Annotated in this window: 18 protein-coding genes; 14 read left to right on the top strand and 4 right to left on the bottom strand. The window is 27.3% G+C overall.

Annotated elements, in window-relative coordinates; translation table 11 throughout:
- Window positions 1-7: 7 nt before the first annotated feature.
- Window positions 8-1729: an ABC transporter ATP-binding protein gene (locus ACH36K_RS15345; protein ID WP_411168479.1), complete on the top strand. Its 1722-nt coding sequence runs from the start codon at window positions 8-10 to the stop codon at window positions 1727-1729.
- 350 nt (window positions 1730-2079) lie between these two features.
- Here the strand turns inward: ACH36K_RS15345 and ACH36K_RS15340 are convergent, their stop codons facing one another.
- Together ACH36K_RS15340 and ACH36K_RS15335 are read right to left on the bottom strand one after the other, a co-directional pair.
- Window positions 2080-2700 carry a DUF4318 domain-containing protein gene (locus tag ACH36K_RS15340; RefSeq protein ID WP_411168478.1) on the bottom strand — a complete coding sequence of 207 codons (621 nt, stop codon included), beginning with the start codon at window positions 2698-2700 and terminating at the stop codon, window positions 2080-2082.
- Between the two features lies 1 nt (window position 2701).
- Complete coding sequence (locus tag ACH36K_RS15335; RefSeq protein WP_411168477.1) at window positions 2702-3151, bottom strand: LytTR family DNA-binding domain-containing protein; 450 nt, start codon at window positions 3149-3151, stop codon at window positions 2702-2704.
- Window positions 3152-4669: 1518 nt separating this feature from the next.
- Here ACH36K_RS15335 and ACH36K_RS15330 point away from each other — a divergent pair.
- The 7 genes from ACH36K_RS15330 (at window position 4670) to ACH36K_RS15300 (ending at window position 13244) form a co-directional block, all read left to right on the top strand.
- Complete coding sequence (locus ACH36K_RS15330) at window positions 4670-6826, top strand: RNA-binding domain-containing protein (protein WP_411168476.1); 2157 nt, start codon at window positions 4670-4672, stop codon at window positions 6824-6826.
- A gap of 528 nt (window positions 6827-7354) precedes the next feature.
- A complete protein-coding gene (locus tag ACH36K_RS15325) occupies window positions 7355-7909 on the top strand; it encodes a sigma-70 family RNA polymerase sigma factor (RefSeq protein ID WP_411168475.1) in 555 nt (184 codons plus the stop codon).
- Entirely contained in the window at window positions 7910-9268 is a 1359-nt protein-coding gene (locus tag ACH36K_RS15320) for a DUF4179 domain-containing protein (RefSeq protein WP_411168474.1), read from the top strand. It begins immediately after the preceding gene.
- An 853-nt stretch (window positions 9269-10121) separates the two neighbouring features.
- Window positions 10122-10739, top strand: a complete 618-nt coding sequence (locus tag ACH36K_RS15315; RefSeq protein ID WP_411168473.1) for a TetR/AcrR family transcriptional regulator — start codon at window positions 10122-10124, stop codon at window positions 10737-10739.
- A gap of 1 nt (window position 10740) precedes the next feature.
- Window positions 10741-11619 carry an ATP-binding cassette domain-containing protein gene (locus tag ACH36K_RS15310; RefSeq protein ID WP_411168472.1) on the top strand — a complete coding sequence of 293 codons (879 nt, stop codon included), beginning with the start codon at window positions 10741-10743 and terminating at the stop codon, window positions 11617-11619.
- 14 nt (window positions 11620-11633) lie between these two features.
- A complete protein-coding gene (locus ACH36K_RS15305; RefSeq protein ID WP_411168471.1) occupies window positions 11634-12434 on the top strand; it encodes an ABC transporter permease in 801 nt (266 codons plus the stop codon).
- 12 nt (window positions 12435-12446) lie between these two features.
- Complete coding sequence (locus ACH36K_RS15300) at window positions 12447-13244, top strand: ABC transporter permease subunit (protein WP_411168470.1); 798 nt, start codon at window positions 12447-12449, stop codon at window positions 13242-13244.
- A gap of 191 nt (window positions 13245-13435) precedes the next feature.
- Here ACH36K_RS15300 and ACH36K_RS15295 read toward each other — a convergent pair whose 3' ends face one another.
- On the bottom strand, window positions 13436-14320 hold the full coding sequence (locus ACH36K_RS15295) for a LysR family transcriptional regulator (RefSeq protein WP_411168469.1): 885 nt from the start codon (window positions 14318-14320) through the stop codon (window positions 13436-13438).
- A 210-nt stretch (window positions 14321-14530) separates the two neighbouring features.
- On the opposite strand from ACH36K_RS15295, the gene ACH36K_RS15290 reads away from it, so the two are divergent.
- Together ACH36K_RS15290 and ACH36K_RS15285 are read left to right on the top strand one after the other, a co-directional pair.
- Entirely contained in the window at window positions 14531-15352 is an 822-nt protein-coding gene (locus ACH36K_RS15290; protein WP_411168468.1) for a nitroreductase family protein, read from the top strand.
- A 533-nt stretch (window positions 15353-15885) separates the two neighbouring features.
- Complete coding sequence (locus ACH36K_RS15285; RefSeq protein ID WP_411168467.1) at window positions 15886-16743, top strand: DegV family protein; 858 nt, start codon at window positions 15886-15888, stop codon at window positions 16741-16743.
- A gap of 497 nt (window positions 16744-17240) precedes the next feature.
- Here ACH36K_RS15285 and ACH36K_RS15280 read toward each other — a convergent pair whose 3' ends face one another.
- Window positions 17241-17792 (bottom strand): TetR/AcrR family transcriptional regulator, encoded by a 552-nt coding sequence (locus ACH36K_RS15280; RefSeq protein ID WP_411168466.1) that lies wholly within the window; start codon window positions 17790-17792, stop codon window positions 17241-17243.
- Window positions 17793-18043: 251 nt separating this feature from the next.
- Between ACH36K_RS15280 and ACH36K_RS15275 the strand changes: the two genes are divergently transcribed.
- The 4 genes from ACH36K_RS15275 to ACH36K_RS15260 all read left to right on the top strand — a co-directional run bounded on the left by ACH36K_RS15275 (window position 18044) and on the right by ACH36K_RS15260 (window position 25250).
- A complete protein-coding gene (locus ACH36K_RS15275; protein WP_411168465.1) occupies window positions 18044-18745 on the top strand; it encodes an ABC transporter ATP-binding protein in 702 nt (233 codons plus the stop codon).
- 10 nt (window positions 18746-18755) lie between these two features.
- Window positions 18756-22163, top strand: a complete 3408-nt coding sequence (locus tag ACH36K_RS15270) for an FtsX-like permease family protein (protein WP_411168464.1) — start codon at window positions 18756-18758, stop codon at window positions 22161-22163.
- Between the two features lie 812 nt (window positions 22164-22975).
- Window positions 22976-23527, top strand: coding sequence for a helix-turn-helix transcriptional regulator (locus ACH36K_RS15265; protein ID WP_322389812.1), 552 nt, complete (start codon window positions 22976-22978; stop codon window positions 23525-23527).
- 472 nt (window positions 23528-23999) lie between these two features.
- A complete protein-coding gene (locus ACH36K_RS15260; RefSeq protein ID WP_411168463.1) occupies window positions 24000-25250 on the top strand; it encodes a GNAT family N-acetyltransferase in 1251 nt (416 codons plus the stop codon).
- The last annotated feature ends 51 nt before the right edge of the window (window positions 25251-25301 follow it).

Here is a 25301-nt window from a genome sequence, read left to right as displayed (position 1 = left end):
GAGTGTTTTGAATAATTTTAAAAGAGTATTAAGATATGTAAAGGGATATAAAGTTCAAGTTATACTAGCAATTTTCTGCGCATTTATCACTAATATTGGAGTAGTTGTTGCAACATATTTAAGTGGATTAGCAATAGATAATATTGGTGGAATAAATAATGTAAATTTTAAAAATTTAGTAGTAATACTAATATACCTAGGGTTTATATACTTAATTTCATCGTTATTTCAGTGGCTTATATCACTATATGCAAATAGAGTCTCATATTTAATAGTTAGGGATATGAGAAGAGATACTTTTGAAAGCTTAAATAAACAACCATTAGCTTACTATGATCATCATCCACATGGAGATATAATTAGTCGTTTTACTAACGATTTAGACAATGTAAGTGATGCTTTAGCTGTATCAATTACTAATGTATTTTCTGGAGTAGTTACTGTAATTACAGCACTTATATGCATGTTATATTTAAATGTTAAAATTACAATAGCTATATTAGTAGTAACACCTATATGTTTTCTTATTGCTTCAATTATAAGTAAATTTAGTCAAAAGTCTTTTTTAAGACAACAACAATCAGTTGGAGAGTTATCTTCTTTTGTAGCAGAAATAGTTGGTAATCAAAAAATAGTAAAGGCCTTTGATAGAGAAAAAACAGCAATGGAACAATTTGAAAAAATTTCAGATGATCTTTCTAAAACAGCTATAAAAGCTATGTTTGCTTCAGCCCTTATAAATCCAAGTACAAGATTTATAAACAATATATCTTATATAGCTGTTGGTTTTGTTGGAGGAATTTTAGCTATAAAAGAAGGAGTTTCTGTTGGGATAGTTTCAAGCTTTTTAATATATTCAGCTCAATTTGCAAAACCTTTTAATGAGATTTCTGGAATAACAGCTCAAATTCAAACTGCTTTTGCTTCTTTAACTCGTATATTTAATATAATAGATGAGAAATCAGAAGAGCCAGATAAAAATGATGCTATAGAGTTAGATAACTGCAAAGGTAATGTTAAAATTGAAAATGTATATTTTTCTTATGATAAAAGTATTTCATTAATACAAGATTTTTCTTTTGAAGCTAAAGCTGGTGAAACAATAGCAATTGTTGGTCCAACAGGCTGTGGAAAGACTACATTAGTTAATTTATTAATGAGATTCTATGATATAGATAAGGGTGCAATATATATAGACGATATCAATGTTAAGAGCCTAACAAGAGATAGTTTAAGAAAAAACTTTGGAATGGTACTTCAAGACCCATGGCTTTTTAATAGTACAGTAAAAGAAAATATTGCTTATGGTAAGGAAAATGCAACAGATGAAGAAATAATTAATGCAGCAAAGGCTGCCCATGCACATTCTTTTATTAAAAGATTAAAAAATGGATACAATACCATAATAAATGATGAAGATTTATCAGCAGGTCAAAGACAGTTATTAACTATAGCTAGAGTAATGCTTGCAGAGCCTAAAATTCTTATACTAGATGAGGCAACAAGTTCTATTGATACCTTAACAGAAGTTAGAATACAAAAGGCATTTTCAAAGCTTATGGAAGGAAGAACCAGCTTTGTCATTGCTCATAGACTTTCAACTATTGTTAATTCTGATAAAATATTAGTTATGAATAAGGGAAATATAATAGAGCAAGGAAATCATAAGGAATTGCTAGAAAAACGAGGATTCTATTATGATTTATATAATAGTCAGTTTTCATATTAATAATTGTTCTTTCAGAACTTAGTTGATTTTATATGTTTTTTAATTAAAGAAGGACTAATTTCTGATCATGATTGTGGAGATTTACACAAAATTATTGACAGACTTAAAAAAAAGTTATGACTTATATTAAATTATAGTCATAACTTTTAATTTTATTTAAATGTATTTTGGTTACGCTAGTAAAAACTATAACGCCCGTTATACTTATAATAAATCTTTTTAAATTCAATTAAATTTTAATTAATTTATATTTCTCTACAATTAATAACATGGTTTGCAAATCTGCCAGCAGTAGATACTATGCATTTACATAATACATTATCTATTTTAATAATAGGCTCTGAGATTTCTTATAGTTCAGTTATTTTTATTGCATAAACTAATACTCCTGTAAGGTCATAATAGTAACTTATTTCAGCTTTATTTAAAACACCATTCATTTTAACTATAGCTGGTAAATCTTTTTCAATATACTCTAATGAAATATTACTAGTACTACAGTGTCTTTCTAGAATTTGAAAAAACTCTTCCTTTGTTTTGGGTTTGCTTTTTAAATCTATTGCTAATGTTCTATTTTTAAAGGATGTAACACCATTTAACTCTTTGGCAACTTTACTAAGGGATATATAATCAATAAGCCAAAGAATAATTATCACCATTATATTTACTAATACTATACAACGAATATATGCTGGGATAAAACTTGCTAAAAATTCTAATACAGCACAAATTAAAAAAAGCCAATAAACTGATTCTATTCCTTTTGTACCATTAATATTTTTTCTAGGTGGCAAGTTATGAAGATATTGAATAGCTATTCCAATTAGAATATAGATAATTAAAATAGGTATAAAATATTGAAATGCTTTTAATGTATTTTCAATATCATTAGTAAACCTTAGTGCTAAGATTGAGCTTATAAGCAAGGTAAAACCAATACTAGTTCCTTTAACTATATTTTCCCTCATCATATTATAAACCTCCCTTTATACGATTTCTTACTTCTTTTAAATATTTTCTTGAAATATAAGCTGTTTCTGAATTTATTAATTTAGCTTCCATTAGCCCATTAAGTAATGGACTATACATTGATACTTTTTCCAAGTTTAATATAGTTGACTTTGAAATTCTTATAAACTTAGGTGGTAGTATTTTTTCTAATTCGTAAAGTCGATTTTTTGATTCATAAGTTTGGTTATTTGTATGAATTAATAAAGTATCTTTATTTGTTTCAACATAAAATATATCATTACTTTGTATCTTAAAAAGCTGATCATTTTTATAACATGATAATTTGATGCTTTTGTACTCATCATTTTCTATATAATCAATAAGTGTATTAATTGAGTTAGTTTTTTCATGTATATATATAGATGCAAATTCCTCTTTATCATGTCCTATCTCTTCAACTGATACTTTCATAATATCCTCCTAGGTCTGTATTTAAAATAACGTGCATTTATTTTAATTGGTTATCTCTTTAATATAATAATATGATATTATTGATTTATTTTCCATATTTAACAGGCAAGTGGCAGCTATTAATAGGTAAGTGGCATTTCTAGAGTTATTAAAAATTATTGATTAGTTATTATAAGATATATATAGAAAGCAAGTTAATTCACTAGAAAAAGTAAGGTTCATAAGCTTGATTAATATAATTTAAAGTTATTTATCTTTTATATGTAATAATTGATTTAAGTTTTACAAATAACATGAAAAAAATATTATTTGGAGGAAGAACATGAACAAAGAAACTAAAAATCAAGTTTATGAAAAAGCAAAGCAAATGATAATATCAGGTGAGTCTTAGGATAAAATAATGGAAGAAACAAGACTAAGACAAAGACAAATGGATTTAAGTAGCACCATATTGGAATGTAAATGTAGTTACTCTAAAAGGAAATAAGATAACTACAAATATTAGTAGCACTATATTGAAATGTAAATTTTTTAATTATGAAAGTATATTATTTTAATATAAACTAGTATGGAGGTTCTATACGCTTCGCCTCCACCAACAAATCCACGACCATTTGCATGTGGCTTGAATAGCTACTTACAGGTGGTCATGTTTTTTTATTGTCACGGTGTATCACAACAATAAAATGAACAGTAATAATTAGAAAAATAATAAATATATAATCAATGGAAGCCAAGTATGTAATTATATAAGCTTGTATAGGAATGGTATTACCAGATTTTATTAAATATGTACTTAGCAGAAATATTCCAAAATGCAGAACGTTCATAAGCAATTTTGTTAAAGAAATAATAGTTATTAAAGCTGCATTAAAGTAACATACAATGTAATTCTTTTTTGACGAAAAATAGAATAAATGCATTAAATAAAGCAGTAGAATATCGAAAATTTAGTTATAAGTTATCTAAATGATAAATTGGACATTGGTTATATAAAATGTTCACAAAGATTATAGATGCTTTATATAAAGAAAAGTTATAAGCAACTAGAGATTTGATATAGTGTTTCAAGAGAAGATGGAATGAAAAGAGAGTTTGTGGATGAAGAGTGTAAGTTAATGAAAAAATAGACAAATATAAGGTAGCTTAATAAAAAACATCAAAGCTAATGTTATATTGTTATTTTTATAGTAAGAAGTGTTATATTCGTTCAAGCTGGAGGTAAAGAGGATGACAAAAAGTAATATGTTATACATTAAGAAATTTTTAGGAGCACATAAAATAATTCATGTTTATTAGAAATACTGTAAGTGAATAAAAAAATGTTTGACTTATGTACGAGTTGGTGAGAAAATTATTTAGCAAAAATCTAAAGGAAAATTATTGCATAAAAAATTGGATATTAGATGTACAAATGGTATAATAAGGTGTGTAGTGAATTATAATTACCGAGTTTGAAATTAAAATGATTGAGAAATAAATGTAATTAATCATTTTAATACTGTGGAGGAATAGTTAATGATAGAAAATGAAAAGAAGATTTTCAGTATTGATTTCCATGTACATACACCTGAATCAAAATGTTATAATCGAAATGGTGAAGAGGAAAATGATGCATATAAAGAATTATTAGTAAAAATTAGAGAAGCAAATTTAGATGCTGTGTGTATAACAGATCATAACTCAATTAATGGTTATAGAAAACTAAATGACATGATAAGAGACATAAATATAAAACTTGAAATATATAATAAGTTAGATATTTCAATTTTATCAGAAGATATAAAAAAAGAAATAGAAGAACTTAATATGCTTAAAAATATATTTGATAGAGTTAAGTTTTTTCCAGGTGTTGAGTTTACAACACAAGATCAAATACATATGATAATAATTTTTGATGAAAAGTTAAATGTGGCATCAATAGAAGAGTTTATATATAGAGGCGGATATGAACAAGTAAACCAAGGAAAAGATGAAAATGGGGTACTTTCGAAGTGGACTGTTATCGATTTAATGAATGAGGTTAGTTCAACATTTAAGGAAAAAGCGATAGTAATTGCAGCTCATGTAGATAGAAAAAAAGGCATATGGGAAAGTTTAGATAAAAGTATATATAGAGCAAATATATTGAAATCACAAAATCTGATGGGAATAACATATAATACTCATAGTACTAAAGAGGTAATACGTAATGTTTTTAATAATAAAGAATATAAAAGAGAAGCTGCATCTCCAATAGCATTTTTCCAATGTTCAGATTTTCATAATAATGAAGGAGATAGAATTGGAACTCCACGTGCATATTTTAAGATTAATTCTTTAGAATTTAATGATCTAAGAAGTGCATTCTTCAATCCAGATGAGTATATATCATCTCCTGCACCAATGCAAACAATGAGTATAATAAAACAATTAATAGAAAATGAAGAAAATATATTAGTAGATTCATTTAAAGATAAAATTGATGAAATATGCAAATCAGTATGTGCATTATCAAATGGCGAATATGGGAATATTTTAATAGGAGTAGATAAATATAAAAATCCAGTTGGTGTAGAAGTTAATAAAGCAGATTTGGAATCATTAAAGGCAAGTGTAATAGAACTTGTAAACCCTAAGCCTAATATAGAGTTCGAAACATATAATTTAGGAAAATATGAATTGATTAGTCTTAGAGTTAATGGGGGAGAAGAAAGCTTATATTGGTATAATGATGAATGTTATTTTGTAGAAAATAGAGTATCTAAAAAAGCGCATCCAAGTGATATATTAAGACATGTTCAAGATAAAATGGCTAATAAATATAATGATATATTGACAGTAAATAAAAATAAATTGAAAAAGATTTCTGATTTATTATTGGTATATAATGATGGAGTAGAAGTTATACAGTATATCAATAACTTCGAAAAATATACGATTTCCATAAGTGACATTATAGAGTTAGAATTAATAGAGAGAGCAACAAATTTATATTCCCACAGATTAATAAAGTTTGAGAAAACAGGAAATGTAATACTATTATGTAGTGCAGAGCCAAGAATAAAAGATGCAGTATATAGATTTACTCCTGAAGTGCATTCTTTTTCTATGAATGATATAGAAAATATGCAAATAGAAAAGTTTGGTGGTGAAAAAATCATAATATCCAATTCTGGAGTAGTACATTATGATAATTCTGATGATAGATATATTTTTACAACTACAATAGGGCTTGTGTTAAAGGTAAAGGAGATATATAGTAATAGTATTTCAACTAAGTTTATTAGTGCATTTTTGAAATCAAAAGCATTATTTTATTATGTATATTTGTTAAAAGGTACATTTAACATATTTAAACCAGATGTATTTAATTCATTGAGGATACCAACTAATATACCGAAAGAGACAACTTTAGAAATAGATAATTTAGTGGATAAAATAATAGAAATTGAAAATGAATTTGTACAAAATATGAATAAAAGATGCATAGCATGTGAAGATAAAGGTGGGAAGTGTTCAACAAATGGAAATGAGTATGATGATTGTGAATCCTATTTTGATAATCATAATAAGAAGATTTACGATATTATGCAACTAATTGATTTAGAGATATATTCTTTGTTATCTATAGATGAGGAAACTCAGTTAAGAATAGAACAAGTTTTAGATACGGCATTTTCGGACATGTTTTAGTAAATATAGATATTGTATTTAATATTATTATAAAAATATCAATCTTACCAATATATTTTTGTATCTTTATATATCATGGAACAGGTAAGCGAGAATGAGTATGAATTTATATCTATATATTATAGCTTTTAATTTAGATAATTAAATATAATAGTGGATTTCAAAGGGCACGCATCGCATCCACCATGAAACCCTCGACAATACAGAAATGTGTTGTCGAGGTTTATTTATTTTTTAGGATTAAGAATAATGAACTGTATCATAAGTAAATGTGAAATTTACTGAAATTTGATAATTAAATTATAGAAACAACTTATATTATTAAAAATTATAATATAGATTATTTTTTGATAAAGATCTCGTAGTATAGCTTTATATTACGGGAATTTTTAATTAGAAAACTTTGTTTGAAAATTGAAGAAAGTATATGATATATTTATATAAATTTTTACATCTATAACAAAAAGATATATTAAGGGAACTTTTTGGTATAGATATTTATCTTAATAGTGTAAGGAGGGGAAAAGGATGAGTATTAGCACTAAAGTTTTAAATTTTTATAGCTTTAATAAATCCAAAATAGAAGGGGATACAATTAAGAAGATTGATAAGATAGAATTTATTAAGCTCATTGAAGAGAATAAATTACCGTTATATAGACTTGCAAAGAGTATAGTCAAAAATGAACATGATACACAAGATGCTGTTAGTGAAGCTATAGTAAAGGCTTATGAGAATTTGGAGAGGCTTAAAAGTAGAGATAGTTTTAAATCATGGATTATGAGAATTCTTGTTAATGAATGTTATGCATTACTCAATAGACAAAATAAAATAAAGCTTGAAGAAAATATGACTGTTTATAACATATGTTATGAAGAAAATGCTCCATATGAACTTATGTGTGAGATTGAAAAATTAGAATTAGAATTTCGAACTGTTTTAATACTTTTTTATTATGAAGATATGAGTATAAAGTCCATAAGTGAGGTATTAAGTATTTCTCAGGGTACAGTAAAATCTAGATTAAGTAGGTCTAAAGCTAAACTTAAGACTATATTAGAAGAAAGTGAGGGAGGAATATAAATGGATGATTTTGATAAGCTAATTAAATGTAAGATAAAAAACGAAAAATGGGAAACATCAATAGCTTTTGATAATACAATAAAGACTTCCTTAGATAGATTAGAAAATAAAAAAATAAAAAAGATGATACCTCGTAAGATAATAGCTATAGTAGCTATACTTACTGTTGTGAATGTTACAACTGTTTTTGCAATGACACCCCAGGGAAAAGAGATGATAAAAGGGATTGTTGAGTTTTTTAATGGACAATATGGACAAGAATATATATCGAATAAGGATAATTTTGATAAATTCAATAAAGCAACAGGCATTACAGTAGAAGATAAAGGGATAAAGGTAACCCTTGATAATGTTGCAGTTGATGATAATTTTTTAAATACTTTTTATACAATAGAAAGTACAGAAACTATAAAAAAAGTTGAAGAAGATACTCCGTGGACAGCTACATTTACATCACCATTTTTAATATCAAGTATAAATGGTGATAATAATTATATAGGGAATAATAATGATATAGATGCATATTTTAAGTCTGATAAAATATTAAAAGTAATGAAAAGAGAGAATATTTCTCAAGTTAATCTTAATGACACTTTTGATTTGAGAATAACTTGTGATGAAATATTCGGAAAAAAGGGTAACTGGACAATAGATACTAAGGTTAGTAAAGAAGATGCTAAAGTAGAAACTATTTCAGTTAATCCTAATAAGAAAGCAACTATTAACCTAAGCGATTTTAAGCATGATATAAATATTGAAAAGGTTACATTATCACCTTTCGGAAATCAAATAGTTATATCTGAAGAAACTTCTACAGAGAGATTTTTTTCAATATTTGCATTATATGATGACAAAGGAAATTCACTAGATGTACTTAATACTAGTTTACATGGAAGCTCCTTTGGGAAGGTTACAAATTCTTATGAATTTATAAATTCAAATAAAGATATGAAGTATGTTACATTAGTACCTATAGAGTGGGAAGATAAACATCAAGAAAAAGATAAAATTAAAAATGATTTAAATAGTTTTCCAGTGAGTTTAAATGTAAGTGAAAATGGAAAATTAATGATTCAAGATATGCAATTTGAAAATAATGCATTAAAGATAGACTATAAAAAAGAAGGGGTAGTAGTAGTTGACCCAACGTTTTCTTTTTATGATGAAAATGGAAACGATATTGATTTTGGTCACGTATATTTATCTAGTAAAGTTGATAGACAAAATGGTATATATACTGAAATATTTAAATTTACAAATGAGAACATAGACATATCTAAGATTAAGAAAATAGGTGCCTCTAAGCAAGATGATTTTAAACTACTTAAAAATCAATCAATAAAAATTGATTTAGAATAAGTGTATAAATTAATTAAGAGGAATAGAGTCAATAAAATTTAAAATAAATGATAGTTTAGTGGATTATTTAAGTAAAGAAGAAGGGGTGTCTGTAAAGGGGACTTCTTCTTTCTTATCGCATAAAAGTTCTTATGGAATAAATATTTAAATAGATTGTAAATCAATGAAAATGTAGTTACTTTAAAGAGAAATAAGATAACTACAAATATTAGTAACACCACACTGGAATGTAAATGTAGTTACTTTAAAGGAAAATAAGGTAACTACAAATATTAGTAGCACCATATTGGAATGTAAATTTTTAAATTATGAAAGTATAGTGTTTTAATATAAACTAGTATGGAGGTTCTATATGCTTCACCTCCACCAAATAAGAACTATAATTTTGATACATATAGAAAGCTCTTGATTTCAAGTGCTCTTACCCCCATTATGTAGACAGTAGACAAAGGGTTGTGTACAATCTACATAATGGGGTGATTTTTTATGTCAATAAAACACAAAACTTATAGTACAGAATTTAAAATTAAGGAATTGATAATAGTATTGCTATTAAAGGCATAGGTGAAATTACTTTAGAAAAGTGGTTATTAGTGTAATAATTCAAAAGTCAACTAATGTAATATATTATAGAACATGGTAGAACTTATGTAATCATAGGCTCTATCACTTTTTTATGCCAAGGAAACTATATTGATGAAAAAATTTGCATTTTTAGAATTTAATTAATTTGACATTCAGCTTAAAGAATAAAAAATTTTATAGATAATCCCTTGGAATTTATAGTCAATGGAGTATTATATAATTATACTGACTCATATAGTTAAACTAAAGTGGTTATGGTGGTGTTACTATGAATGAAAAATTTTTTGAGTTACCAATAGAAAAGCAAAGGAGCATTATTAATGCAGGTTTTAAAGTGTTTTCTCAGAATGATTATAAAAGATCATCTACTGAAGATATTGCAATCTATGCAGGTATATCTAAGGGATTGTTATTTTATTATTTTCATAATAAAAAAACTCTATATATGTTTTTATATGAATATGCAACGAAATTAATTACAGAAAATATAGTGGAATCTAATTTTGAAGATATAACTGATTTCTTTGAGTTAATTCAGTATGCAGGATCCAGAAAAGTCCAATTGTTAAAGGAAAGTCCATTTATAGCTGAATTTATAGTTAAATGTTTTTATTCTCAAAAGGAAGATGTTTCTGAGGATTTAAATAATAAGATTGTTGATGTTACAGATATGCTTTATAAGCAGTACTTTACTAATATAGATTTAACAAAGTTTAAGGACGATGTTAATCCTAAAGATATAGTAAAAATGCTTACTTGGATGGCAGATGGGTATTTACATGAACTTAATCGTAGAAATTCACATGTAGATTATGATGAGTTTAATAAGGAATATAAAATGTGGTGTAGTATGTTAAAAAAAGTTTCATATAAGGAGGATTTATAATATGGATATTATAATCGAAACTAAAAATCTTACTAAGAGTTACGGGAAATCAAGGGGGATAATTGATGTCAATTTAACTGTGGAGCAGGGCGAAATATTTGGTTTTATTGGACCTAATGGAGCAGGTAAGTCTACCACCATTAGAACGCTACTTTCCTTAATAAACAAAACAAGTGGTGAAGCTAAAATTTTTGGACTTGACTGTGAAAAAGATAAAGTGAATATTCTTAAGGAAGTTGGATATTTACCATCAGAAGTATTCTACTATGATAATATGAAAGCTAAGGATTTACTAAATTATTCTGCTAGCTTTTATGGTAAAGATTGCTCTGCAAGAATAAAGGAATTATCAGAAGCCCTTGAATTAGACTTAAATAAAAAGATTGAAGATATGAGCTTAGGCAATAAGAAGAAAGTAGGGATTGTACAAGGTTTATTACATTCACCTAAATTAATAATACTAGATGAACCTACATCAGGGTTAGATCCTTTAATGCAAAAGAAATTCTTCGAAATTATAAAAAAAGAAAATGAGAGAGGAGCTACAGTGTTATTTTCATCACACATATTAAGTGAAGTTCAAAGGATTTGTGACAGAGTAGCTATTATAAAAGATGGAAGAATTATAAAAACTGAAAAAATAAGTGATTTAAAGCAAAGTTCATATAAAAAAGTAACTTTTAATATAACTGATGAAACACCTAAGAAGTTAAATATACCTGGATCTAAAAATGTTGAAATTAATGGTCAAAATATTTCATTCCTTTATAAAGGTAATATTAACTCACTATTAGAGGAAATAGGAAAATTTAAATTAACAAACATAGATATAACTGAGCCTTCGCTAGAGGAAGTATTTATGCACTATTATGAAGCATAAGGAGGTACAAGACATTGAATATATTTAAATTTGAATTGAAGTCAGCCTTAAAAAATTCAATTATCTGGCTAGTAGTTTTGTTAGTATTAATTTTAGTATTTATGAAAGCTATGTATCCTCTTTATATTGATGGAGCAAAAGATATAGAGTCAGTAGTAGCTAATTTTCCACCGGAATTTACTGCAGCTTTTGGATTTAACATAAAAGAAATATTTCAATATGGGGGATTTTACTCTTTCTGTTCTAATTATATAGTTTTATGTGGAGCAATAATGGCAGTATATTTAGGTGTATCAACTTTTGCTAGAGAGAAAAAAGTTAAGACTATGGATTTTCTTTTTACAAAACCGATATCCAGAGAAAAAATATTTGCATGTAAATTATTAGCTAATATTTCTATTCTATTAGTTACTAATATTGTTTTTATTACTTCAGCTTATTTTATATATGAAAGCAGTGGAGATACTACTACAACAATTGAAAAAATCTTATTAGCTACAAGTGGTTTGTTTTTTACTCAATTAGTATTTTTATCCTTGGGAATTATATTCGCAATATTTGTAAAGAAAGTAAGAAGTATAGCTGGTATAGCAATAGCTTTTGGGTTTGGTGGTTTTATAATATCAGCGGTAGTTAACATTATAGATGAAGAGATATTAAATTATATAGCACCAATGAAATATTTTGCTCCAAATTCTGTTTTTAGTAATGGAGCTTTCGAAGTGAAATATGTTATTACAGCAATAGTTGTAATAGTAGTTTGTATAGGCGCTGCTTTTATTAAATACAAAAACAGCGATATACAAGCTGTCTAGGAGGTGAATGTAATGAATATATTAAAAAAGGAATTGAAAACAGGATTAAAACCTTTTATATTTTGGACAATAGGTCTATTTTTTCTAGTATTTGCTGGAGTAGTAAAATTTACTGGCATAGGTGGAGAAGGAGGAGCCTCAGTTAAGGAATTATTTGATAAGTTTCCTAAGATAATTCTTGCCCTTTTTGGTATGTCAGGGTTAGATGCTACATCTATAGATGGTTATTATGGTATTTTAGTATTTTATGTATTGATATGTGGGATGATATATGGGGTATCTCTTGGAACTAACATTATTAATAGAGAAGTAGTTGATAAGACATTTGAATTTATTTTTACAAAGCCAAGAAATAGAAGTTATATAGTAAATATGAAGTTTGTAAGTGCTACTATATATTTAGCAGCTTTTAGTCTTGTAAATTATATCTTTTCTATAGTAGCTATAAGAACTTTAGATTTAGAAAAAAACATAGATAAAGAGATATTATTATTTTCTTTAACTATATTTATAATTAGTATGTTGTATTGTGTTATAGGTATATTTATTGCAACTGTAGTGAAAAATCATGAAAAGGGGAACTTATACGGAAACTTATTTTTCTTTGTAACATTCATCTTAAGTATAGTATATGATGTCGTAGGGAATGGAAGAGTAATTAGGATATTTACACCATTTAAATATTTCTTGCCTACAGATATTGTTGATGGAAAGTTTGAAATAGTACCTCTTATTGCATCAATAGTTATAATTGTAGTTCTATATATAATTTCACTTGGAATTTTTGAAAAAAAAGAACTGAATAATTAGCAAGCTCAGGGCAAGCCCTTACGCAAGGCTCCCCTGGCACGAACAAGATTTAGATATTGTTGCAACAGGTTACGAAGGTGAAGGTATAGCAAAGCTTGAAGTCTACCCATGACTTACGGACAGTTATTAGGTATAAATTTATTAATATTCATAGTCCCCGAGAGGGGATTTTTTATGGGTTTACTAAACTTCTAACTCTTAGAAGCTAATGATATTACATAGTCTCTAAACTTTTTTGTTGTAGGAGACATGTAGGAATTCTTTAGCCAGCCCATATAAATAGTTTTATATCCAATATCTTCTTTTATTTTTATAATAGAGAGAGCATTTGTATTAATAAGAGGAGCGTTAGCAACTATAGTAATACCAGCACCAGCAGCTACTAATCCTCCAAGCATACTAACTTCGTTAGGTTGTATAGAAATTTTAGGAGTATAGCCAATAACTTCAGAATAAGAAAGAATCATATCTTTATTTCCTTCAGAAGATACAATAAATGATTCGTCTTTTAAGTCTTTTAAAGAAACTTCCGCTTGATTTGAAAGAGGATGATTTTTTGGAACAATCAAAACGTACTCTTCTTTTTTTATTGGTATTGATTTGATTTCAGTATGTTTATGAACATCATCAATGTTGTCATAAACCCCTAAATCTATTTTACCATCTTTTAAATCATTTAATATTTCAGGTGTAGATCCATGACTAAATTGAAATCTAATACAGGGATAGCTGTTTAAAAAATCACTAATTATAAAAGGCATAAAATATGTACCAATGCAATAAGTAGACGCAATAGAAATAATTCCTTTATCAGGGTTTGCCATGTCCTGTAATTCACGAAATCCTTTTTCAACTTCTAGAAGAGCTATATTGGCATGTTTTAAAAATGCCTCTCCAAAAGAGGTAAGTTTAACATTACGGCCATTTCTTTCAAATAAAGGTACATTTAATTCTGCCTCTAATTTAGAAATTGCTTTGCTTAAAGCAGGTTGAGTTACCGATACTAAAGCTGCAGCGGTGGTAAAATTTTGGGTTTCAGCTACTTTTTTAAAATACTTTAATTGCTGTAAATTCATGTGCATACTCCTTTTATTTGAAAATAGTGTGAATCTATAACTTTTGGTTATATGAGTATGAATATTAGTAATTAGTCATAATTAATAAAATCATGATATAATCCTAATATATCAGAAAATATATAAATAATTTAATAGGTTTATTATAAATTTTATTTATATATAAGTCAAAAGTATATTAAATAGAACCTATAAGGAGTAGAGTATATTATGATGAATGTAAATACTGAAAAGTGTATTGGCTGTGGACTATGTGTTAAGGATTGCTTTCCAAGAGACATTGAAATAGTTGATGGTAAAGTCAAGATTAATAATGAAACTTGTATTAAATGTGGGCATTGTATAGCTATATGTCCTAAAGAAGCAATATCAACAGATGAATACAACATGGAAGATGTGAAACAGTATAGTAAAGATGAGTTTTTAGTTGATGCTGATAACCTGCTAAATTTCATTAAATTCAGAAGAACTATAAGACAATTTAAAGATAAGGAAGTAGAAGAAGAGAAGATTTCTAAAATTATAGAAGCTGGTAGGTATACTCAAACTGGTGGCAACCTACAAGAGGTGTCTTATATAGTAGTAAGAGAAGGAATACAAGAACTAAAAGCTTTAGCAATAGAAAGTTCAAAGAAATTGGGAGAAGATGTACTAGCCAATCTGACTCCACAGACTATAAAACTTAAAAAATATGCAGAGATGTGGATAAAAATGTATGAAGAATATAATGCAAATCCTAATAAAAATGATAGGATGTTCTTTAATGCACCGGTAGTAATAATAGTTACAGCTAATTCAGAGGTAAATGGTGCATTAGCTTCTTCAAATATGGAGCTTATGACAAATGCTTTAGGTCTCGGAACAGTATTTAGCGGATTTTTAGTAAGAGCTGCACAAGATAACAAAAAGATTATGAATTTTCTTGGAGTAAAGGAAGGTAAAAAGATTGTAACATGCATGGTAATTGGATATCCTGATGTGAAATATTCTAGAACTGCTCCAAGAAAAGAAGCAGATATAAGTTGGAAATAAACTCATTTAATTATGAGTATTAGTATCACCTTTCTATAAAAACGCATGTGGAGACAGTTGTGAAGATAGTACGCAAATAAGCTGATATCGAAGGATTTGAGGAATTTATAAATACCTTATCAGAGGACGGTGAGTTAATGCTTATCGTCCTTTCTTCTTTTGCACAGGAAGAAAGTAAAAATGTGAGTGACAATCTTAAAGAATGAAAACTACAAAGGAGATGTGGGAATAAGTTCAAGAAGAAATTAAAAGAAGAAGTAATGAATAATAAAATATGTATAATATGAAACTTTTAAAATAAAACTATAACATTATTAAAACAATTTTATAATATAATTATGGTTATTTAGTAAATTATTTACAAATAAGAAGAGCTATACTATGATTAATGTATTAGATGATTATATAGCAAACCAATTGCAAACTTATAATATGAATAAGTAGATGGAAAACGAAGTAAACTTCATTTCATTAATTAAATAAAATAGCTTTAACAATATAAAATAATTAGATAATAGAAGGGGTAATTAAAAATGAGTAATATTATATTAGTGGCGGAAACTGGGTCAGATATTCCGAAAGATATTACAGAACAAATGGGAATTTTCCTTGTCCCAATGCATGTTACTATGGGGAATGAAACTTTTGATGATGGAACTTTTCCAGTTGAAAAAATTTGTCAGTATTACAACAATACAAATAAAATACCAAAGACAAGTGGAAGCTCACCAGAGGATTTTATAAGAGTATTTGATGAAATTCACAGATTATATCCGGATAAACAGATATTGCATTTAGCATATTCGTCAGTAACAACTTGCTCCTATCAGAGTGCTTTGATAGCAGCAGAGGATAGAGAATATGTTACGAGTATTGATACTAAGCAGGTATCTATTGGTCAGGGGGCAATTGTAATTCAAACAGCAAGATATTTAAAAGCAAACCCTAATGTTACTATGAAAGAATTGATAAAAGAAGTAAGCAGACTATGTGATATTTGCCAAATGTGTTTTATTCCTAATAAATTAGAGTATCTTAGAGCTGGAGGGCGTGTGAGTAATGCAGTCTTTATAGGTGGAAAAATACTTAATATACATCCATCAATTGAAATTGAAAATGGATATTTAGTAGCTAAGAAAAAGTATCGTGGAAAAATGGAAAGGATAGTCACAAAGCTAATAGAAGAATATAGCGATACGAAAAATTTGGATAAAAAAGAAGTGTGGCTATTGTGGTCAATAGGATTGTCTGATACAGTTCGTAGAGCAGCTGAAGATAAAGTAAAGGAAATAGGCTTTGAAAATATTAGATGGATGCAGACCGGATGTGTAATTACTACTCATGGAGGACCAGGTTCATTTGGAATTGTAGGATTTTCTAAAGCGGTTTAGGAGTGGCAATCTCAGTCGCTAACGCCTTCAAAAGGTTCCCCAGCAGGCGGTGAGAAAATTAATAAATTTTTAATATTCCTTCTGAAAATGCGGTAAAATAGGCATAAATAATTTAGAATTATAACTGAACAATTTGAGGGGGAATATCTTGAACAAGGACCAGAGATATGGCGTGTAGCTATTAAAAAGAAATAAAATTGATATAACTTTGACCTAATTTCTAAATAAATAAAAGGCATATATAGTATTTATAATAAAGCAGAAATTATATCAAAGACAATTAAAAAATATACCTTATAAGAATAAAACGGAACCTATAAATATAAACTTATGATTAAAGTGATATTTATATAGGTTCTTTTTTGTGCAATAATATAAAGCTCAGAGCAAATCCTTGTAGCATTATCATATCTTGCCTTGCTACTACATTGACGTAAGAATGGTGCATATGGGTTCCTGGAAGATTAAAGGTCACGAAGTGACCTTCTTGTAAAATTTTAAGGATGAAAAGCAATAATATGATTTATAATTCTAACTATTTCCTTAGGAGATTCATTTAAATCATTTTCTAGCCAAGTTTGAACAACTGAAACAACTCCTCCTACAGAATATTTTATAAAATAATCTAAAAAGACATCATCAACTTTTGAATTGTTAACTAGCTTATCAATTTCAGCTCTACTTGCTACGTAAACAATACGATCCATGATGTTATTTTCCATTTGTTTGCTGAATAATATTTTGCATAACTCTTTGTTCTCCTCAATTAATTCAAGGGCTTTAAGTAATAAAACATCTTTATAATCTTCAACAGGGGTTTCCTCAATATATTCTGAGATTTGATTAAAGAGTTCATCTTCTATGGAATTAAGCAAATCATAGGCATCTTTATAATAGGCATAAAAAGTTCCTCTATTAATATCTGATTTTTTGCAGATATCAGTAACAGTAACTTCGTGAATTTTCTTATGCTTAAGCAAATCAATTAAACTTTCTTTTATTATTTTTTTAGTATATAAAGTTCTTCTATTTCCTTTAACTCCTGCCATTTAACTCATCCTTTTCAACTAATCAAAAAAATTTTTAATTATATGCTATTAAATAAACAAAAATAACTCAAATGTATATTTAATAACATTATAAAAATATGTGCTTATTGTAACTAGCTTATGTATTATTTATACTTAGTATTATAGCATTAACCAAACAAAGTGTCTATTTAATAACATTGAGTATTTTAGGCATCTGAAAATTATTTTTTGAAGATGCCTTAAAGTAGATACAGATAAAGGAGAACGAGATGGCATATATAGAAATAAGAGATGAATATAAAAGATACAAGGTTGGAGAAAATATTGTTGTAGCAAACAATGGTATTGATTTTTCAATAGAAAAAGGAGAGTTTGTTATTATTTTAGGACCAAGTGGAGCAGGTAAAACAACTGTATTAAATATACTTGGAGGAATGGAGACTTGTGATGAAGGAAAGATAATTATTGATGATGTTGATATATCTAAATTTAATAATAAACAACTTACAAGTTACAGAAGATATGATGTGGGATTTGTATTTCAATTTTATAATTTAGTTCAAAATTTAACTGCAAAAGAAAATGTAGAACTTGCTACACAAATTTCAAAAAATGCTTTAGATGTTGATAAAACTCTTGAGTTAGTTGGACTTGCTCATAGAAAAGGTAATTTTCCATCTCAATTGTCAGGAGGAGAACAGCAAAGAGTAGCTATAGCAAGAGCTATTGCTAAAAATCCTAAATTGCTTTTATGTGATGAGCCAACTGGTGCTCTTGACTATAAAACAGGAAAACAGATTTTAAAGACATTACAAGATACATGTAAAAATACAGGGACAACAGTAATTGTTATAACTCATAATTCAGCTCTTGCACCAATTGCAGATAGAGTTATAAAACTCAAGGATGCAAAGGTTAGAAGTATCGAAGTAAATGAAAATCCTGTTTTAGTTGAGTCTATAGAGTGGTAGAGGATAAAAGATGAAAAATAGAGCATATAAAAAATCAATAACAAGAGAAATATTATCTTCAAAAGCAAGGTTTAGTTCTATATTAGCCATAATATTTTTAGGAGTTGCCTTTTACTCTGGAATCAAATCAAGTGGACCAGACTTAAAAGAATCTATAAATGAATTTTTTAGTGAACAAAATTTAATGGATAGTAAGATAGTATCTAGTGTAGGTCTTAATGATAATGATCTAAAGTTACTTGAAAATAACGATAAAATTTTAGACTACTATGGAACACATAGTGTAGATGTAAATTTAACTAATACAAATAATGTTGTTAGGTTTATGGAATATAATCCAAATGACTCTGCTAATATAAATAAACATATTGTTACAGAAGGCAGATTACCTGAAAATAGTGGAGAGATATCTTTAGATAAAAATGCTTTAAAGGAAAATGAAAACTTAAAAATAGGTGATGATTATACAATAGAATCTGATGTAGACTTAGATAAGTATTTTACTAAGAAAACTTTTAAGATTGTTGGATTTGTACAAAGTCCTATGTATATAGAAAATATATCTAGAGGAACGACTACTGTTGGAAAAGGAAGTGTAGACTACTTTGCAGTCTTAAATAGTAGTGATATATCAATGGATGTATATACTGAAATATATGTACGATTTAAAAATGTAGCTAATCTTGGTTCATATAGTGATGAGTATAAAGAAAATATGGAAGAAAATAATAAGTATCTTGAAGACTTATATTCAAATAGAGCTATAGAAAGAATTGAGGAAGTAAAATTAGATGCACAAAAAGAATTTGATAAAGCTTATAAAGAAATAGAAGATGGGGAAAGAAAGCTTGAAGATGCTCAAAAAGAAATAGATGATGGTAAAGTGCAACTTCTTGATGGTAAAAAGCAATATGAAGAATTTGCAGAAAAGTATCAGCAAGAAATTAAAGATGGGGAATTAAAACTAATAGAAGGTGAAAAGCAATTAGATAATGGACAAAAGGAACTAGATAAGCAAAAAGAGCAATTTTTAGATGGTGAAAAACAACTTCAGTCAGCTAAAATTGAACTTGAAAATGCAAAGCAAGAATTCTTAAACAAAGGAATTGATCCTACTCAAAGTACAAAAGAGTATGAAAATCAAATAGATAGTTTAAATATGTTAATTACAACATACAATGCACTTTCCAATGATATAAAAGAAACAGCAAATAACCTTAAAGAAGGGGAGAAAATTCCAAATGAAAAAATTCAGTATTGGAAAGGGGTTATATCTAACCCTAGTTTAGGATTAAATGCTTTAAGTGATTTAGTAAATAGTTTAGAAGAAAATCCAACAAATATTTCTTTAGCACTTAATATCTCAAATGGTATAGAAGGTGCTAGTAAAACTGTAAGTGAAAATAAATCTAAATTGGAAACCTTAGTAGCTGGAATAACCCAATATCAGCAGGGAGTAACTGCTTATGAAGAGCAAGTTAGCATTTTTAATAATGGAAAGATAAAACTTGAAGAAGCTCAAAAGGAATTAGATAAAGGAAAAGAAGAGCTTATAAAAGGAAATATAGATTTTGAAGAAGGTAAAAAACAAGGTCAGTTAGAACTTGATAAGGCTAAGAAAGAGCTTGATGATTCAGAGCAAAAACTTCTTGATGGAGAAAAAGAAATCAAGGAAAATAGAGAAAAACTAATAGATGGACGAAAAGAGATAGATAAAGAAAAAGAGAAATTAAATGATTTAGATGATAGTAAATATTATTTCTTTGATAGGGAGGATAATCCTGGTTACTCAACTTACAAAGGTTCAATTGATAGTTTAGATAAAATAGCTTCAGTATTTCCTGTATTTTTCTTCCTAGTTGCAGCACTTATATGCTTAACTACAATGACGAGAATGGTAGAAGAAAATAGAGTAGAAATAGGAACGCTAAAAGCTTTAGGATATAGAGATTTAGAAATAGCTAGCAAATTTGTAGTTTATGCAGCATTAGCTAGTATTGTAGGATGTGTAATTGGTATATTAGTTGGAAGTAGTATTCTTCCATATATAATTAATCAAGCTTATGCATTTGCATTTACTTTACCAGATGTAAAAATACACTATTATTCATCATATATAATTCAATCTTTAGTAGCTTCAATACTTTGTACAGTAGGAGCAGCCTTAATTGTATTAAAGGGAGAATTAAGAGAAAATCCTTCTAATTTAATGAGAGCAAAGGCTCCAAAGCTTGGTAAGAAGATATTGTTAGAAAGAATTACTCCTTTATGGGAAAGATTAAACTTTAATCAAAAAGTTACATTTAGAAATCTTTTTAGATATAAGCAAAGGATGTTAATGACAATCCTTGGTATATCAGGATGTATGGCTATGCTTGTTGCAGGGATGGCTCTTGAAAAATCTAATTCTTCAGTTATGGATATTCAATTTGACAAATTATTAAAGTATGATGCTATGGTGGTATTTGATGATAATAGTACTGAAAAAGCAGATGAAGAATACAATGAGTCTTTAAATAACTTAAAGGGATATGAAAGTAGCTTAAATATTCATCAAGAGTCAGTTACTTTTAGTAAAGAAGGTATAAGCAAGCAAACTGCTACTATGTATGTACCAGAAAATACAAATGAGTTAAGTAAATATATATTACTAAATGATAGAAAAAGCGGTACTGAATATAAACTATCTGATAATGGTGTAATTATAAATGAAAAACTTGCAAAAATTTTAGATGTATCTGTAGGTGATGATATAATTGTAACAGATTCAGATAATAATTCTCATAAAGTTAAGGTAGATAATATAGTAGAAAATTATGCTGGACATTATATATATTTATCACCATCATATTATAAAGAGATATTTAATAGTGAGGCAATATATAATGCACAATTACTTAAGTTAAATTCAGAGAGAGAAGATGATAACAAAATATCCTCTACTCTTATGGATAATGATAAAGTAATAAATGTTACTCTTGCTTCAAAGATAAGAAGTTTAAGTGAATCTGCTGACTTAGGATTAGTTATGATAGTAATAATAGTTGCTTCAGGAAGTCTAGCATTTGTTGTATTATACAACTTAATAAATATAAATGTATCTGAACGTATAAGAGAGATATCTACAATAAAGGTACTAGGTTTTTATGATAATGAAGTAGCAATGTATATATTTAGAGAAAATATAATACTAACAATACTAGGAATACTTTTAGGTTCATTTATGGGTAAGATATTATATGTATTTTTAGTAAGCACGGCAGAAATGGATAATATGATGATGATACCAACTGTTGACATGAGTAGCTATGTAATCTCTGGATTAATTACAATGGTTTTTGCAATATTAGTTATGATAATGATGCACATAAAATTAAAAAAAGTAAATATGGTAGATGCTTTAAAATCTATAGAGTAAAATTAAAGGGAGTCGCGAAATGCGACTTCCTTTAATTTTTAATCAATATGTTAATTTACTATGATACTGATGTTAGTATAAAAAGTGTATTTATTCTTTTATACTAACACCAGTTTTAAGTAGGAAAGAGATAGGTACAAGAATAACTGTTTTTATGCCTGAAAGACAGTAGAATATATCATTGGTATTTTTTCTGTTTTTCAAGGACCTAATGAAACGTTAGCCCCTTCAAAATCCTTGATTTTACTAGGCTTATCAAGAGTTTCAGTAGATAAAAAATATCTATCTACTGTTTAAATATGCAGAAAATCATAACTTTTAAAAATTTCTAATAAAAAGCTTGTTATTAATAATAAATATAATAAAATTTATAAGAATTTATAATATCATAAAAATGAATGTATAAAAAAATAGAAATGGAAAAATATTTTTAGGATTAATAAGGGAAAATCGTATTATAAATAAGTGCTATTTTTAGCCTTAGGCATTGATATATATTGCCTAAGGCTGTTTTTGAAATTGAAAATACCGTATCATAAATAATATTATATTTACAAAATATGCTATAATTAAATGGGAAAAATAATCTTTAAGTGTAAGACAAATAGGGATTTATCGGAGAGATAACCTCAAAACTATTTATAGTATGTAATGTAATAATTTTGATAAAAATTAAATGAAAAAGGATTTTTTCATACATTTTATGAATATTGCAAATTCAAGTTGCGGATTTGCAATTGTAGGTTGGTGTTATTTTAGTGTAAAACTTATTATAATTTACACATAATAACAAAGAAGAGAGGTAGAAAATCATGGGTTTTGCAGATAATTTAAAATCAATTAGGAAAGAAAGGAATATTTCACAGGAAGAGTTAGCAGAAATAATTGGAGTAAGCCGTCAAGCAGTTTCTAAATGGGAACAGGGAAGTGGCTATCCAGAGATGGAAAAATTGCTTGTGTTATCTAAAGAGCTTAATATATCTTTAGATTATTTGATGTTAGGTGAGATAAAATCCACTGAAAACAACCAAAAGTTATCCAATAATATAATTATACCAACTGGGAAAATTACTATTAAATCATATGATGGAAAAGCAATTGTTAATTGCTATAAAGTTTTAGCATCACATGTAATGTATAAAGCAAAAAGCGATGAACCAAAATATTGGTTGATTGGTGTTAATAGCGGAGCATTTTGGGGAGAAAAATCAATTGTACTTGGTTGGTATGCTGATGAAGAAAAAATAAAAAAGGAAATGGATGAAATTGCAGAATCAATTAATAATGGTGTACCAGCATATGAATTAAAATATGCAGTAAAAGTTAAGAATAAAATGTTAAGAGTAAAAATAGATGAAGAGTAACTTAATTTATTATATAATAGATGAGAATAAGTTAGAGTTTAACAAATTCCAATTTGTGGCCAAATTAAATAAATTTTAATTTATATGTTAGTAAAAAATTTTTATATAAAATAATATTAGATGCTTATTTTTTATAAAAATTTGATATAATATAACAGTAATAATTTTTGAAATTAATTGTGAAAGGTGGGCTTAATACAAAGGTAGTTAAAACTAATTAAGAAATTTTATAACTATGAAGACTTAGAAATAAGTCTATTAGAGTAGAAATTTTTAGGTATATTAATTAGTATAACTATTTTTGCTAAGTTCATTTAATTACAAGCTAAATATATAATTATTTGTAAGTAGTTAAGTTGTAGGTGAATTAGTTTGCCTGCAACTTTTTTGTTTATATGAATTTATTAAATAGTAATTACAATTAATATACTCTAATCGTTTCTAACTTGTAATTAGAAAGGAGTAATAAGAAATGGAAATCAAATTTTTAAAACAGGAAGATAAAGAAAGATATATTAAGTTTAATAAATTAATTTTTAAAGGTGGCAGAATTGAAGAAGAAATAGATAAATTACTATTTAGAAATCCATTCACCAAAATAGAAGAAGATTGTTTTTATATAGAAGAAAGTAATGAGATTATCTCTTCTTTAGTAGTAACTAAAAAAGTGCAAAAGATAGGGAATAATATTGTAAAAGTTGGAGAATTCGATTTAGTAGGAACTCATCCAGAATATAGACATAAAGGTTATTGTAGTAAGTTGATGGAGTATTCTTTTAAGAAGATGAAGGAAGAGGAAATATTTTTATGTAGATTGATCGGTATCCCTAATTTTTATCAACAGTATAGGTTTGAATATGCAGTACCTGCATATTTTTATAATTACGTAACTATTAACCATGAAGCATTAAAAAATAGTAAAAATCAATATGCTGTAGAAATGGTTAGTGAATTTAATAATGATTTATTAGAGAAAATGTTAGAAATATTTGAACAAGAAACAGATTTTAACTTTGGTTCAGAAGTAAGGAGTGTAGAATACTTAAAATATATGATAGAAGAAAAATGCCTAGATAAAAATTCCTACTGGTATATCGTGCTAGAAGAAGATGAATTAATGGGCTATGCATGGATTAAAGAGGAGGAGAAGCAGCTAATTATTAAAGAAGCTGCTATGAAAAATGAGTTGGCTTCAGAAAGCATATGTTTTAAGCTTTATCAAATTTTAATAAGTAAAAATTGTAATCATCTAGGAGTAAGAGCACCATTAAATAATAGTTTTGCTAAGTATATCTATAAACATGGTGGAGCAATCAGATGTAATAATGAAATATTTGATGGCACATGGGGAGAGATGTATAAGATTCTAAATTTAAATGAAGCCTTGATGAGTATTTCAAGTTTATTGGAAGAGAGATTGAAGGAATCAAAATTTTATAAATTAACTGCCCAATATACAATAGTGACGGAATTAGGAAGTGCCACGTTAGAAATAGATGATGGTGTAATTAAAGTAACTAATGGAATAGGATTAGAAGTTAGAATTCCTATAAATGTGCTTACTTCAGTTTATACAGGTTATAAATCTATCGAGTGTTTTAAAGATAAGATACAATATTTTAATGATGATATGGAGGCAGTATTTAAGGTTTTATTTCCTGAAGGCTATCCATATATATGGACATTAGATATAAATGATAGCTTGAATGAAATTACATATTAGTGCTTTCCATCTTTGCAGTGAATTTTAAAGGTCATGCTTCGCCTTCACTAA

The sequence above is a fragment of the Clostridium sp. MB05 genome (assembly GCF_046581255.1).
Taxonomy (GTDB): domain Bacteria; phylum Bacillota; class Clostridia; order Clostridiales; family Clostridiaceae; genus Clostridium.
This window is presented reverse-complemented; position numbering and strand designations above follow the sequence as displayed.

Bases quoted from the DNA above. Each gene is read 5' to 3' on its own strand.
- ACH36K_RS15340 (WP_411168478.1), bottom strand. From the start codon at position 2,700: ATGATGAGGGAAAATATAGTTAAAGGAACTAGTATTGGTTTTACCTTG.
- ACH36K_RS15335 (WP_411168477.1), bottom strand. From the start codon at position 3,151: ATGAAAGTATCAGTTGAAGAGATAGGACATGATAAAGAGGAATTTGCA.
- ACH36K_RS15330 (WP_411168476.1), top strand. From the start codon at position 4,670: ATGATAGAAAATGAAAAGAAGATTTTCAGTATTGATTTCCATGTACAT.
- ACH36K_RS15325 (WP_411168475.1), top strand. From the start codon at position 7,355: ATGAGTATTAGCACTAAAGTTTTAAATTTTTATAGCTTTAATAAATCC.
- ACH36K_RS15320 (WP_411168474.1), top strand. From the start codon at position 7,910: ATGGATGATTTTGATAAGCTAATTAAATGTAAGATAAAAAACGAAAAA.
- ACH36K_RS15315 (WP_411168473.1), top strand. From the start codon at position 10,122: ATGAATGAAAAATTTTTTGAGTTACCAATAGAAAAGCAAAGGAGCATT.
- ACH36K_RS15310 (WP_411168472.1), top strand. From the start codon at position 10,741: ATGGATATTATAATCGAAACTAAAAATCTTACTAAGAGTTACGGGAAA.
- ACH36K_RS15300 (WP_411168470.1), top strand. From the start codon at position 12,447: ATGAATATATTAAAAAAGGAATTGAAAACAGGATTAAAACCTTTTATA.
- ACH36K_RS15295 (WP_411168469.1), bottom strand. From the start codon at position 14,320: ATGAATTTACAGCAATTAAAGTATTTTAAAAAAGTAGCTGAAACCCAA.
- ACH36K_RS15290 (WP_411168468.1), top strand. From the start codon at position 14,531: ATGATGAATGTAAATACTGAAAAGTGTATTGGCTGTGGACTATGTGTT.
- ACH36K_RS15285 (WP_411168467.1), top strand. From the start codon at position 15,886: ATGAGTAATATTATATTAGTGGCGGAAACTGGGTCAGATATTCCGAAA.
- ACH36K_RS15280 (WP_411168466.1), bottom strand. From the start codon at position 17,792: ATGGCAGGAGTTAAAGGAAATAGAAGAACTTTATATACTAAAAAAATA.
- ACH36K_RS15275 (WP_411168465.1), top strand. From the start codon at position 18,044: ATGGCATATATAGAAATAAGAGATGAATATAAAAGATACAAGGTTGGA.
- ACH36K_RS15270 (WP_411168464.1), top strand. From the start codon at position 18,756: ATGAAAAATAGAGCATATAAAAAATCAATAACAAGAGAAATATTATCT.
- ACH36K_RS15265 (WP_322389812.1), top strand. From the start codon at position 22,976: ATGGGTTTTGCAGATAATTTAAAATCAATTAGGAAAGAAAGGAATATT.
- ACH36K_RS15260 (WP_411168463.1), top strand. From the start codon at position 24,000: ATGGAAATCAAATTTTTAAAACAGGAAGATAAAGAAAGATATATTAAG.